13 protein-coding genes and 1 tRNA gene are annotated in these 12,781 nt (G+C 49.4%); 9 read left to right on the forward strand and 5 right to left on the reverse strand.

Annotated features, from left to right (window positions below; all coding sequences use genetic code 11):
- Positions 1 to 100: 100 nt before the first annotated feature.
- The gene (locus ACFQ1T_RS06030; RefSeq protein ID WP_379074817.1) at positions 101 to 1,291 is read right to left on the reverse strand and encodes a tRNA guanosine(34) transglycosylase Tgt; all 1,191 of its coding nucleotides are present in this window, start codon (positions 1,289 to 1,291) and stop codon (positions 101 to 103) included.
- Between the two features lie 156 nt (positions 1,292 to 1,447).
- Here ACFQ1T_RS06030 and pssA point away from each other — a divergent pair, with 156 nt between their 5' ends.
- From pssA to ACFQ1T_RS06050, 4 genes are all read left to right on the forward strand, one after another.
- Positions 1,448 to 2,236: a CDP-diacylglycerol--serine O-phosphatidyltransferase gene (gene pssA / locus ACFQ1T_RS06035; protein ID WP_313985745.1), complete on the forward strand. Its 789-nt coding sequence runs from the start codon at positions 1,448 to 1,450 to the stop codon at positions 2,234 to 2,236.
- A 125-nt stretch (positions 2,237 to 2,361) separates the two neighbouring features.
- Entirely contained in the window at positions 2,362 to 3,894 is a 1,533-nt protein-coding gene (locus ACFQ1T_RS06040) for a 2-isopropylmalate synthase (RefSeq protein ID WP_379074820.1), read from the forward strand.
- An 84-nt stretch (positions 3,895 to 3,978) separates the two neighbouring features.
- Positions 3,979 to 4,872: a drug/metabolite exporter YedA gene (gene yedA, locus ACFQ1T_RS06045; protein ID WP_379074823.1), complete on the forward strand. Its 894-nt coding sequence runs from the start codon at positions 3,979 to 3,981 to the stop codon at positions 4,870 to 4,872.
- A gap of 24 nt (positions 4,873 to 4,896) precedes the next feature.
- Positions 4,897 to 5,568, forward strand: a complete 672-nt coding sequence (locus tag ACFQ1T_RS06050) for a histidinol-phosphatase (RefSeq protein ID WP_379074826.1) — start codon at positions 4,897 to 4,899, stop codon at positions 5,566 to 5,568.
- Between the two features lie 33 nt (positions 5,569 to 5,601).
- On the opposite strand, the gene ACFQ1T_RS06055 is transcribed toward ACFQ1T_RS06050, so the two are convergent.
- Positions 5,602 to 6,435 (reverse strand): cytochrome C assembly family protein, encoded by an 834-nt coding sequence (locus ACFQ1T_RS06055; protein ID WP_313985825.1) that lies wholly within the window; start codon positions 6,433 to 6,435, stop codon positions 5,602 to 5,604.
- 138 nt (positions 6,436 to 6,573) lie between these two features.
- On the opposite strand from ACFQ1T_RS06055, the gene ffh reads away from it, so the two are divergent.
- The gene (gene ffh / locus ACFQ1T_RS06060; RefSeq protein ID WP_379076868.1) at positions 6,574 to 7,935 is read left to right on the forward strand and encodes a signal recognition particle protein; all 1,362 of its coding nucleotides are present in this window, start codon (positions 6,574 to 6,576) and stop codon (positions 7,933 to 7,935) included.
- Between the two features lie 139 nt (positions 7,936 to 8,074).
- A tRNA-Lys gene (locus tag ACFQ1T_RS06065) sits at positions 8,075 to 8,150 on the forward strand.
- A 77-nt stretch (positions 8,151 to 8,227) separates the two neighbouring features.
- Here ACFQ1T_RS06065 and ACFQ1T_RS06070 read toward each other — a convergent pair.
- The gene (locus ACFQ1T_RS06070; protein WP_379074828.1) at positions 8,228 to 9,280 is read right to left on the reverse strand and encodes a hypothetical protein; all 1,053 of its coding nucleotides are present in this window, start codon (positions 9,278 to 9,280) and stop codon (positions 8,228 to 8,230) included.
- A gap of 361 nt (positions 9,281 to 9,641) precedes the next feature.
- The gene (locus ACFQ1T_RS06075; RefSeq protein ID WP_379074831.1) at positions 9,642 to 10,172 is read right to left on the reverse strand and encodes a hypothetical protein; all 531 of its coding nucleotides are present in this window, start codon (positions 10,170 to 10,172) and stop codon (positions 9,642 to 9,644) included.
- Between the two features lie 466 nt (positions 10,173 to 10,638).
- On the opposite strand from ACFQ1T_RS06075, the gene ACFQ1T_RS06080 reads away from it, so the two are divergent.
- The 3 genes from ACFQ1T_RS06080 (at position 10,639) to ACFQ1T_RS06090 (ending at position 12,315) form a co-directional block, all read left to right on the forward strand.
- The gene (locus ACFQ1T_RS06080; RefSeq protein WP_379074834.1) at positions 10,639 to 11,376 is read left to right on the forward strand and encodes a hypothetical protein; all 738 of its coding nucleotides are present in this window, start codon (positions 10,639 to 10,641) and stop codon (positions 11,374 to 11,376) included.
- Positions 11,377 to 11,589: 213 nt separating this feature from the next.
- Entirely contained in the window at positions 11,590 to 11,820 is a 231-nt protein-coding gene (locus ACFQ1T_RS06085; protein ID WP_379074837.1) for a hypothetical protein, read from the forward strand.
- Between the two features lie 153 nt (positions 11,821 to 11,973).
- A complete protein-coding gene (locus ACFQ1T_RS06090) occupies positions 11,974 to 12,315 on the forward strand; it encodes a PilZ domain-containing protein (RefSeq protein ID WP_379074840.1) in 342 nt (113 codons plus the stop codon).
- Between the two features lie 72 nt (positions 12,316 to 12,387).
- Here the strand turns inward: ACFQ1T_RS06090 and ACFQ1T_RS06095 are convergent, their stop codons facing one another.
- Positions 12,388 to 12,624: a hypothetical protein gene (locus ACFQ1T_RS06095; protein WP_313987427.1), complete on the reverse strand. Its 237-nt coding sequence runs from the start codon at positions 12,622 to 12,624 to the stop codon at positions 12,388 to 12,390.
- Between the last annotated feature and the right edge of the window lie 157 nt (positions 12,625 to 12,781).

Genomic DNA, 12,781 nt, shown 5'->3' on the forward strand with positions numbered 1-12,781 from the left:
AAGCATAAGAAAGAGCAGTCGCCTAAAGGCGAAGTAAATCGATCATCGATTCAGCTTATGCCTCAGTGTTTCATTCACTTCTACAAGCATGGAGTTGTTCTTAACGCTTCTCTGCCCGTTTCCGGGCAAATTCGGCCTTAAACGCCTCAAAACGGTTCTCTTCAATCGCCGCCCGCATGCCTTGCATCAACACCTGGTAATAATGCAGGTTATGGATGGTGTTCAAACGTGCCCCTAAAATCTCGCCGATGCGGTGCAAATGATGCAAATAAGCGCGGCTGAAGTGCTGACAGGTATAGCAGTCACACTCATCATCCAGTGGGCGTGTATCCGTTTTGTAACTGGCGTTCTTGATCTTCACATCGCCGTATTGCGTGAACAGCCAGCCATTACGGGCGTTACGGGTGGGCATCACACAGTCAAACATATCAATGCCATAGCTGACGGCATCCACCAGGTCTTCAGGGGTGCCGACGCCCATCAGGTAGCGAGGTTTGTCTTTAGGCATTTGTGGCGCAGTATGTGCCAGGATGCGTAACATGTCTTCTTTGGGTTCGCCGACCGAGAGGCCGCCAATGGCATAGCCATCGAAGCCAATGGCTTCCAAGCCCTGGCGCGAAATATCGCGCAGGTCTTCGTACATGCCACCCTGAATAATGCCGAAAAGTGCGTTGCCATTGCTGGGTGTGTTGTCTGCGCCTAGTTGGGCGATTTGTTCCTGGCCACCCTGCAGGGTCAGGGTATGCGCGATGGTGTGTGTCTGGTAAACATTAAAAGCATCGCGACTGCGTTGTGCCCAGCGCAGGCTGAGTTCCATCGACTTGCGCGCCTGATCATGGCTGGCCGGGTAGGGTGTGCACTCGTCAAAAATCATGACGATGTCACTGTTGAGTACACGCTGGATGCGCATGGACTCTTCAGGTGTCAGAAAGCAGCGGTCGCCGTTGATGGGGGACTGAAACTTGACACCTTCTTCGGTAATTTTGCGCAGTTCGCCCAGGCTCCACACCTGGAAACCGCCTGAGTCTGTGAGGATAGGCTTTTCCCAACCCATAAACTTGTGCAGACCATCATGCGCTGCAATTACTTCTAGGCCTGGCCGCAACCACAAATGAAAGGTATTGCCGAGCACAATGTGGGCTTGAATCTCATTGAGCTCCTGTGGAGACATGGCTTTAACCGTGCCGTAGGTGCCCACAGGCATAAAGGCCGGGGTTTGGACTTCACCATGGGGCAGGCTGACGGTGCCGCGGCGAGCTAGGCCGTCGGTATTGTGTAAGGAAAACTGCATGAACGCGCGATAACTGGCTTAAATAAAGCGCTATTTTAGCACAGCCGGGATACTTGCTTCTTGCGGAGAAAACCCGCTTGCATGCAGGGGGCACGCTTGCATTTTTTGTGATTGCCCGCAACAATGCAGGTATTCTGCAATTCTGAAAAGTTCCTTATGGTTGAATCACAAAACCGCCAGTCTAGACGCGAACAACACACCAGCCTGCGGCAGCGCGGGATTTACCTGCTACCCAACCTGTTTACCTCAGCTTCGCTATTTGGCGGTTTTTACGCGATTGTGCAGGCGATGAACCAGCACTTTGAGCAGTCAGCGATTGCGATTTTTATTGCCATGGTGATGGATGGCCTGGATGGCCGTGTGGCACGCATGACCAATACCCAAAGTGCGTTTGGCGCTGAATATGACAGCCTGGCGGACATGGTGTCATTCGGGGTCGCCCCGGCGCTCATCATGTATGTGTGGGCCTTGCAGCCCATGAACAAGCTGGGCTGGATTGCAGCGTTTATTTATGCCGCCTGTGCCGCCTTGCGCCTGGCCCGCTTCAATACCAAGCTGGATGATCCCTTTCAGGACAAGCGCTACTTTCAGGGCTTGCCTAGCCCGGCCGCAGCAGCCTTGATTGCCGGCTTTGTCTGGGTGTCTTATGAATACAATATCGATGGCCGCGAGATTTTCTTTGGCGCCTTGCAGGTGAAATGGATTGCCTGGTTTATCACTATTTTTGCCGCAGGCTCTATGGTCTCTGACCTCAAGTTCTACAGCGGCAAGGATATCAACCTCAGACATTCGGTGCCGTTCGTAGCCATTTTGGCGGTGGTGATGGCCTTTGTGCTGATTTCATACAGCCCGCCAGAAGTGTTGTTTAGCGTGGTGTTTGTGTATGCCTTGTCTGGCTATTACATGTGGGCACGCGAGCGGCTGCAATCCAAAAATACTGCCTAGTGCAGAGTCTTCTCTAAAACGCGCTTGGCTAAGCGCGTTTTTTATTTGACGCCTGCGGTGTGGGCGCGGTTATAGTCATTTAAAGGACAAGCGGGTAAAATCCGGCTGTCAGATTAGGAATATTCATGGAACAAATTATTATTTTTGATACCACGTTGCGTGACGGAGAACAAAGCCCCGGCGCAGCGATGACTAAAGAAGAAAAAATCCGCATTGCCCGCCAGTTGGAGAAATTGGGTGTGGATGTGATTGAAGCCGGGTTTGCTGCCGCCAGCCCCGGTGATTTTGACGCGATTTCCGAGATCGCCAAGGTGATTAAAACCTCTACCGTTTGCTCGCTGGCACGAGCCAGTGAAAACGATGTGCGCCGTGCCGGCGAGGCGATCAAGCATGCCGTCCGTGGCCGTATCCATACCTTTATTGCCACCAGCAAAATCCATATGGAAAACAAGCTGCGCATGACGGAAGACCAGGTGGTTGAGCGTGCTGTGCAAGCCGTCAAATGGGCGCGTGAGTATACTGAGGATGTCGAGTTTTCTGCGGAAGATGCGGTACGCTCAGAGATTGATTTTCTGGTGCGCGTGTTTGAGGCCGTGATTGAAGCGGGCGCCAAAACCATTAACGTCCCGGATACGGTGGGTTACAGCCTGCCTGCGGTGTGGGGCGAGCGCTTTGCCACCTTGATCCAGCGCGTCAAGGGCGCGGAAAAAGTGGTCTGGTCTACCCATTGCCATAACGACCTCGGCATGGCGGTCGCCAACTCGCTGTCAGCAGTCATGAATGGTGCACGTCAGGTCGAGTGTACTATCAACGGCCTGGGCGAACGCGCCGGGAATGCCAGCCTAGAAGAAGTTGTCATGGCAATTAAAACCCGTAGCGATATTTTTAACCTGAACACGCGCATTGATACCACGCAAATCGTGCCGTCTTCCAAGTTGGTGTCAACCATCACCGGCTATCCTGTGCAGCCGAATAAAGCCATTGTCGGTGCCAACGCGTTTGCGCATGAATCTGGCATCCACCAGGATGGCGTGCTCAAGCACCGCGAGACCTATGAAATCATGCGCGCCGAAGATGTGGGCTGGGGTGCCAATAAATTGACGCTGGGCAAACTGTCTGGCCGCAATGCGTTTAGAACCCGGTTGAAAGAGTTGGGCATTGAGCTCGAAAGTGAAGACGCGCTCAATGCGGCGTTTGCGCGCTTTAAAGAGCTGGCTGACAAAAAATCGGAAATCTTTGACGAAGACTTGCACGCGCTAGTGAGTGATGAAGTGGTGCAGGAAAGTCGTGAAATGTTCAAGCTGAGCTACTTGCAAGTGGCCTCGCAAACCGGCGAGATCCCGCACGCGATTTTGACCCTGAGTGTGGATGGTAGCGAGCAGCGTACCGAAGCCAATGGTGGTGGTCCGGTTGATGCGACCTTCAAGGCGATTGAAAACGTGGTGCAAAGTGATTCCGAGTTGCTGCTGTATTCCGTCAACAACATCACCAGTGGTACCGATGCGCAAGGGGAGGTGACCGTGCGTTTATCCAAGGGTGGGCGCATCGTGAATGGTCAGGGCGCCGATACCGATATTGTCGTCGCCTCCGCTAAAGCTTATCTGAATGGCCTCAACAAGCTGTATGCAAAAGCAGAAAAATTGAACCCGCAAGTGTAAGCAGGCTCTGAACCAACGCTTGTTGCCTGCGGGTAACAAGCGTTTTCTTTTTTCAACCATGACACCCTGGAAAGGCAAGCTGCAATGACGCAAAGAAATCATTGGTTGTTGGTGACCATTGCGCTGGCTTGTACCTACTTTATCTGGGGCTCAACTTACCTCGCGATTAAGTATGCGATTGAGAGCTTTCCGCCCTTTGTGATGGTGGGGCTGCGTTTTACCATTGCCGGTAGCCTGGTATATGTCAGTTTGCGCTTGCTCGGGCATGCGCCGCCGACACGCGTGCAGTGGCGTGGAGCGGCCTTGGTTGGCCTGCTGTTGCCTGTGCTGGGCAATGGGACGGTGTCACATGTGCAACTGCATGTGTCCTCCAGCGTGGCTGCGCTGGCGATTGCGACTGCGCCCATCTGGATGGCGATTTTCTCCAGCCTGTGGGGGCACAAAATCAGCCGCCGCGAATGGTTGGGCATTGCGATTGGTCTGATTGGGATTTTGTTGCTGAATACCCGCGGCAGCCTGCAAGGCGACTGGGTCAGTGCCTGCTTGCTGATGTTTGCAGCCGCATGCTGGTCATTGGGATCGGTCTGGGGCAAACATTTGTCTATGCCTTCCGGGCTCATGGGTGCCGCTAGCCAGATGTTGTGTGGCGGGCTCATTGCGTTTTTATTCAGTATCGCCTTTGGCGAGCATATGCCTGCGCAGGTGTCGCCCCGGGCATGGGTGGCCCTGGGCTTTATGATCGTGCCTGGGTCTATTATTGCTTTTTCTGCCTACCATTGGTTATTGCATCATGTGCGTCCCCTGGTCGCCAGTAGCAACACCTTTGTCAATCCGGTGGTCGCCTTTGTCGTTGGCGTCTGGTTTGCCGACGAACAGATATACCTCATGGAATATATTTCGCTGGCCGTGATTCTGGTCGGCGTCTTTTTAGTGCTGACGGCAACCAAAGAAGCCGTGCCCGATGAACAGATTGTTTAATGTTGATTAAAGAAATGAAGCGTGATGAAACAAAACCTGGCCTTATTTGACTTGGACAACACCCTGCTGGCAGGGGATAGTGACTATAACTGGAGCGTGTTTTTAATTGGCGAAGGCCTGCTGGATGGCGCGCAGCACAAGGCGCGCAACGAGCAGTTTTACGAAGACTATAAAAACGGCTGTCTGGATATTTATGCTTTTCTCAAGTTCCAGTTGCAGCCTTTGTCGCAACATCCCAAAGCGTTTCTGGATGAGCTGCACAAAAAATATATGACCAACGTTATCCGCCCGATGATGACGCAAAAAGCACAAAACCTGGTCAACCAGCACAAAGCCAACGGTGATTTGTGCATGATCATTACCGCGACTAACAGCTTTGTCACCAAGCCAATTGCCACCGCTTATGGCATTGAACACCTGATCGGCACCGACCCTGAGATGGTGGACGGGCAATATACCGGCGGTGTCAGTGGCACGCCCAGTTTTCAGCAGGGCAAGGTGACCCGTCTGAACGAATGGCTGGCGGCACGTGGCCAATCACTGGCCGATTTTGAGAAAAGTTATTTTTACAGTGACTCACACAACGATTTGCCACTCATGAAACTGGTGACCAATCCGGTCGCTGTGGATTCGGACCCTACGCTTACCGCCTACGCGCAAGACCAAGGCTGGCCTATCATCAGTCTGCGAAACTAATAAGAGCCGTGTATGCTGGCAGGCGCTTAATAGTTAGCGCCCCAGCACCACGTGTAACACAAAACGGCTACCTATATACGCCAGCAGCAGCAAGACAAAGCCCACCAGCGTCCAGCGGGTGGCCACTTTGCCCCGCCAGCCATATTTAAAGCGCCCAAACAGCAGCCAGGCGTAGATCATCCATGAGGCAATCGAAAACACGGTTTTGTGGTTGAACTGCAAGGGTTTGCCGAAAATTTCTTCACTAAACAGCATGCCGCTGATCAAGGTAATCGTCAGCAAGACAAAGCCCACGTGCAACACTTTAAACAGCAGCGCATCCAGCACCAGTAACGGTGGAAATCCTTGTAGCGCCAGCCAGCTGTTTTTTTGATGCAAGGCGCGCTCGGCCATGCGCATCAGGCACGCATGCAGCGCCGCAAAGGTAAACAGGCTGTAAGCCAGTATGGCGATCAGGATATGCAGGTTAAACAGAGTGAAGCCGTGGGTATCCACATAATAGTCTGTCACCGCAAAGCCTGGCATCAGCACGCAAAGCGCGGCAGGCGGCAAGACGAAGGCCTGCAAGCTGTGTAATGAATGTTTTAAATCGGCCACCCAGTAAATCAACACCGTCAGCCATAAAATCGCCGACAGCGCGTAATACACCCCCAAATTGACTGAGCCGATAGCAAACATATCCCGATAGAGCAGGCCGCCATGCATGACCAGCCCCAGCGCCACCATCGCGCCGTGCAGTTGAAACGGAAAAGCATTTTCGTCGACCGGTTTGCCCTGTTTGGCAATGCGCCAGTAATCGAGCGCCACCGCCATATAGACAAACGCGACAATCAGGTAAGGGAGCAGGTGTTGAGTCATGCTTGGCATTATGGCAAAACTCATTGCATTCGCCTAGGGTTACTGCCGCGCAAACGCCGGATGCATGCGCTTTATTGCAAGGGTTGCCCCGCCATGATGTAAAATCACTTTATTCAATTTTCATGAATGATGAAAGAAAGGCCTTCCATGCTGGAAAACCTGACCGGCCGTTTGCAGGGCGTGATTAAAAACCTGCGCGGCCAAGCCCGTTTGACTGAAGACAATATTGCCGATGCCATGCGCGAAGTCCGCATGGCCCTGCTGGAGGCCGACGTGGCCCTGCCAGTAGTTAAAGACTTTATTGCCCGCGTCAAAGAACGCGCCAATGGCCGCGAAGTGCTGCAAAGCCTGACGCCAGGCCAAGCCGTGATTGAAGTGGTCAACGACGAGCTGACAGAGCTCATGGGTAAAGCCAACGTCGGCCTTAACCTGGCCGCCGTGCCGCCTGTGGTGATTTTGATGGCAGGTTTGCAGGGGGCAGGTAAAACCACTACCTCAGGCAAGTTGGCCAAGCTGCTCAAAGAGCAAAAGAAAAAAGTCCTGCTGGCCAGTGCCGACGTCTACCGCCCTGCGGCGATTACCCAGCTGCAAACGCTGGCCAAACAGCTCGAGATCGACTGCTTTGATTCCAACCCGCAGCAAAAGCCGCTGGACATTGCTGCGCAGGTCATGGATCAAGCCAAAAAGAATTACTACGATGTGGTGATTTTTGATACGGCCGGTCGTTTAGCCATTGATGAAGCCATGATGGCCGAAATCAAAGACCTGCATGCCTACCTCAAGCCCACTGAGACCTTGTTTGTGGTCGACGCCATGCAAGGCCAGGATGCCGTCAACACCGCCAAAGCGTTTGGCGAAACCTTGCCGCTTACCGGCGTCATCGTCACCAAGCTGGACGGCGATGCACGCGGCGGTGCTGCGCTCTCGGTGCGTCACGTCACCGGCAAGCCGATCAAGTTTATCGGTGTGAGTGAAAAAGTGGATGGCCTGGAGCCATTCCACCCAGACCGCATGGCGGGCCGTATCTTGGGCATGGGCGATGTCTTAAGCCTGATTGAAGAAGCGCATAAAAAGGTCGACATGGCCGAGGCGCAAAAAGTCGCCGACAAAATCAAGTCTGGCGCCAAGTTTGACCTCGAAGACTTTAAAGCGCAAATGCTGCAAATGCGCAAAATGGGCGGCATGGCGTCACTCATGGACAAAATGCCCAGCCAGATTTCCGGCATGGCGCAAAAGATCAACACCGACGACGTGGATAAATCCATGCGCCGCATCGAAGGCATCATTAATAGCATGACGGCAGAAGAGCGCCGAAAACCCGAGCTGATTAAAGCCACACGCAAAAAACGGATCGCCGCCGGGAGCGGTGTGCAAGTGCAAGACGTCAATCGCCTACTCAATCAATTTGAAGAAACGCAAAAGATGATGAAGATGTTCAGCAAAGGTGGCATGGCCAAGCTGATGCGGGGCATGGGCGGCATGATGGGCGGAAAATTCCCCGGAATGTAAAGCAAAAAATCGGGATGAATAAAAAAATAAACTTTTTATACAAAAAAAGCCAAAACAGCATTGACCAAATTTAATTCATCCCCCATAATCGCGTTCTTTCAAATTTGACGCAAAACAAAGCGGCAGACAAGAAACAGATGGGGTGTTAGCTCAGCTGGTAGAGCAGCGGACTTTTAATCCGTTTGTCGTGGGTTCGATCCCCGCACACCCTACCAAAATATAAAAGACGGCTCGCAGAAATGTGAGCCGTTTTTCTTTTCTCAATGCCGAACGGGACTCAGAGTTTCAGATTTCAGTTTTTCACTATTTCTGTAATAGTCGTCTTATCTTCATAATTTATTAACACGAAGAATATTTTCCCATTGCCTGCTTTTGATTTGTAAAACACCCTGAATGGATTGCCAGATGGTTCTTTAAGTATGAGTGTCACAGGTGTTCTAAGATTGAATTCAAACTGAGTATTATTAAAATTATCAATGCTACCCAAAGCATCTGAATCACCAATATTCTCAATGATAAGAGAGTTTTCGTTGTCTTTAGTCTTTTGCCATTTAACAATCGCAAATGGTTCGCCAGCTACTTGAACTGTCTGTTCTGTAGCTCCACCTTCTTCAATTAGCCTTTTAACTTCGGTTTCTATCTGTAAAATTATTCCGCCCAAACACCAAGCCAATGTACATAAATCATTTGGTTCGAAATTCAGTCTTGATCCTAATGGAAATTTTCTTGTAACACTTGATATTAAAAGTTTTACCAATCCATTAGGTGAAGCAGCAGCAGGACCGCGATATGATGGTTCAAATTCGATCTCATCTTCGCCATGAGGTCCAGTCTTAGAAACTATTATCCCGCGCCAAGTTAGTATTAGCTCCTGATTTCCATTGCAATCACTAGATCCGATGATCCCGTGTCGGTGTATTAAACAATTCCGTGCTTTAGTAATTGAGTCTATTGCTGCTACATAGTCTTCATCCAAAATTAACTTTGGAAGAGCATGTAGCTTTCGATCTAGTCCTAAACGCTCAAAACGAATAAATTGATCTTCGTAACCGAGCAGTGCACTTTCAAGCTTAACAATTTCATTGAGTAATGTTGCAATAGATTCAGAAATGTCTGCCAGAGCATGACCTATAATCCATACTCTGTATTCCCATCTCATAATCTCGATGGTAGCTGGATCACTCACTTCCTCATCCGACAAGCCCATGCGTACAACAGTGCCAAGTTGAAAGATCGGAGCTGGGTCACGTTCTAAGGCTGCAATCGCATAAGCTACCGTACTTGTAATTGAGTGAATACGTAATTTGGCAGCATGAGTTAATTCAAATAGTTCTTGAATATTCATAGTTGGGCTGCAGTCGGTTATCAAAACTCTGTTTTACAGTTTGGAAAGGTTTTTTGCAACTTACTTCATATCCTTGTTAACTGCCGATAGTCGCACGTCTTGAGCCTTAGCCATGCAATCAAGGGCTGGCTGATACGACACGTTAGTCCATGTGGCTATCGCTGGCCGTTATGTTGGCTTAGTGTGGAAAGTCGGATTTGTACTGACGGAAGTGACTAGCGTTGATACTCAGCTTCGATTGTAAAGTGGTCAGTACTGGTTATATTGGAGACTCAACGTTAACGCCTTGGGTCTTTTTTGCAGGGAGAGGTAAACTGGGGGCGGGTCATTAGTGCTGGATTATTACTGACGTATGTATACTTCACTTACAAAAGCTGCTGTCTTCATCCATTGGGGAGCCGCCCATTTCTTTTCTTTCTGTGGGAACATCGATTAGCTCACTATTAGGATACTCAGAAGATCTTATAGCTACATAACAATAATCATCTTCCCGCTTTGCTTTCAATATTGCTGTGTAATATCGGTTTCTCTGAGGTGTAAAAGACACCCCAACATGACAGCCACGACTGCCATAATTAGTTCCAAGCCAAAAAGGCTGCAACGAAAGAGCAAATACTTCACCGCTATTGATTTTTATATAGCTAAAAGAAGATTTATCAATCCACTTAAACCCCTGTAGATAGTAGCGTCCTTTACAAGAGTCCGGGCTTTTATATGTATAAACATAAGTAGTTTCTGGTAATTCATATCCAGGTGGACTGACGATTCGAAGGTAAGACACATCACCGGTATCTGTTGGTGTGTATGGTCGCGCTTTAATTGCGCAGCTTGGAAGCATAACAACCATAATATTGAGCACAATCAAATGTACATATTTCGAATGAATATTCATATAGCAGATAGTATGCTTCTGGCAGTTGGTAAAGAAAATAACAATACCATTGTCTACAAAATAACGAGAGAAGAAAAAGAGTTTAATCTCATCTGGGTCGGCTAAGTGGGCAGTATCGGACTGGTCAGGTCGTCGAGTCGCACTTTCAGTTTACACCCCGAAACTTACCCACTTGCAACCTCAAACCTTGCGCATAGTCGCACGTCTCGAGCCATAGCCATGCAATCAGGGGCTGGCTGATACGACGGTGATCCCGGTGGTAATCGTTGGCCGTTAAGTTGGCTTGGCGTGGGAGTTGGGATTTGTCCAAGCGGGAGCGGCTTACCGTTGATATTCAGATTCGATTGTTAGGTGGGCAGGTCATTATGAGAGGCTTGAGGATAACGCCTTGGGTCTTTTTTGTTTTGTGGTGAGGTAAACTAATAATGAATAATAGAGGATAGGGCTTTGGCCCTCAAAATAAAGTATGTTTTCTCTTATCTCTTTGCTCCTGTACTTTGCGTTTTTGTTATCTCTTCCTGTGGCAATTTTTTTCTTTGCACGAAATGCGGGAATTATCGTCAGAAAACGGACTCATAGCACAGCTCTAGGCTTTGGAACTGCTGCAGTACTAATTGCGTTGCCTATCGCTTGGGTCGGATTGTCAGTAGTAGAATTTCGTCACTCTTGTACACCGCCAATGCAAGCTTACATCCCTCAGTGGGTGGGGCCTCAAGAGGGATTTTTGTTGGCAGGCGATAGATTGAGTACCCTGTCGCTACAAAAGTTTATTAATGTCCCGTTGAGCGATCTCATGGCGCATGGCATTCGTTATTATGAGGAACCTGATGGTTGGCAAGGATCGAATAATGTCACCCGTCGTTTTGTCAGTAGTTCCGAAAATTCAAAAATAATTCTAAGTAAGTATTCTTTGGTTACCACCATAGAAAAGAAGTCTTGGCGACCAATTTTCCATATAACACATAAAGTCGAGCGTATTTCGGATCGTGCAGTTATCGCTTCTACCAAAGATATTGTGTTTGGCGGAGGGGTAATTGGTATGTATCTTCGTGGGTTGGGCGGAGGACAGGACGCAGAATATCTCAGTTGCGGCTATGTGAGCGAACAAATCGTTCATTGGCGACCTAATGACGCTTCTGATCCCAGCTACCGAGAGTATCAGCGCGCAGATTTTCAGTTCCTTCTTAAGGCACTTGGCCATTAGGGCTTGAGTCTCATCTCAACTTCTTAACAAAACTCACCTACTCGCAGCCCCAAACCCTGCCCATAGTCTCACGTCTTGAGCCATAGCCTGACAATCAGGGGCTGACTGATACGACGGTAATCCCGGCGGCAATCGTTGGCCGTTATGCTGGCTTGGCGGGGGGGGTGGTATTTGTCCAGGGGGAGTGGCTGGCTCTAATAAGAGGCTTGAAAATTGAGTGAGCCACTCACAACGAGAGACTCAGATAGCGTAGATGGTGAAATTAGAACTGGGTCTTGTTCGGTTGTAGTGACTATTGCAGAAGGCATAGAAAGTGATATTGCAGCGATTGGTTTGCGAGAGCTAGGTTGTAAAATTGGTCAAGGACATTATTTTGCCGATCCAATGGATGAGGTTGAGACTTTGCGTTGGTTAGAGGAGTGGAATAAAAACTTGGCGAGTTAATGTAATAAGTAAGCAGCGTCTCAAGGGGGTTTTTTGATGTAATTTCAAAGCCAAATGAATAGGATTTGATTTGAGTGACTTCTCTTGCTCAGATCAAAAATCCTTAATAAAATATTGGTCAATTAAGTAAATGTTTTTGACGTTTTTCGCATTATGTCTCTCAGTAGTTTGTACAACAATTCATCTGACGTAAACCGTCGTTTGTGGCGCAAAAAGTCTCAGTTAATTGATAGTACTGGACGCGCTTATACTGCAGTTACCCACGATATTTCCATGAGCGGCATGAGCCTGTTTGCGGATAAGTATTACAAGCCGGGGCAGGTGTGTGATGTGGAGATTCCGGTGGCGGCTGAGTCTGGCTTGCGCAAATACAGGTTTAACTGTCGAGTGGTTTTTTCATCCTTGTGCGGGATGCGGGGATTCAGGACCAATTTGGAGTTTCTGGATGTGCCGTCAGAAAATAAACACTTGATTCAGTCAGTGATGTCCAGATAAGCGTGTGGGCGGATGGTCGCCACGAGAGATAAAAGACCCAGGGTGTGTGCCTTGGGTCTTTTTGTTTTTGGCTCACTGTTTTTTGCTCAGGGTGCACTTTTTCCAGGTGTAGGCGCCGCAGGTCATTAAGTAGAGGATGGCGGAGAAGATATTGAGGACGGGCACCATACTTCTGAAGGTGAGGAAGAAGGCTTTGCCCAGGGCGTGCCTGGGAGTGTTGAATTCGCAGTTTCTGAATTCAATCAGCGAGCCGATGGCGGAGATAATGAGTGGTACTAAATAGAATGCCGAGAATACTTTAAAGTCCATTGTGTGCCCCCGAGTTGTTTTTATGATTATAAATATATCTGGTTTAATGCGGTTTGGGGATGATTCCCGCGCTTGAGGTCTAGTGGTGACATGTGTTGCATGCAGGGGATGGGCTGGTTATTTTTAAACGCTTGTATTAGCATCTTTGCTGGGGTAA

Source organism: Methylophilus glucosoxydans, from assembly GCF_042676145.1.
Taxonomy (GTDB): domain Bacteria; phylum Pseudomonadota; class Gammaproteobacteria; order Burkholderiales; family Methylophilaceae; genus Methylophilus; species Methylophilus glucosoxydans.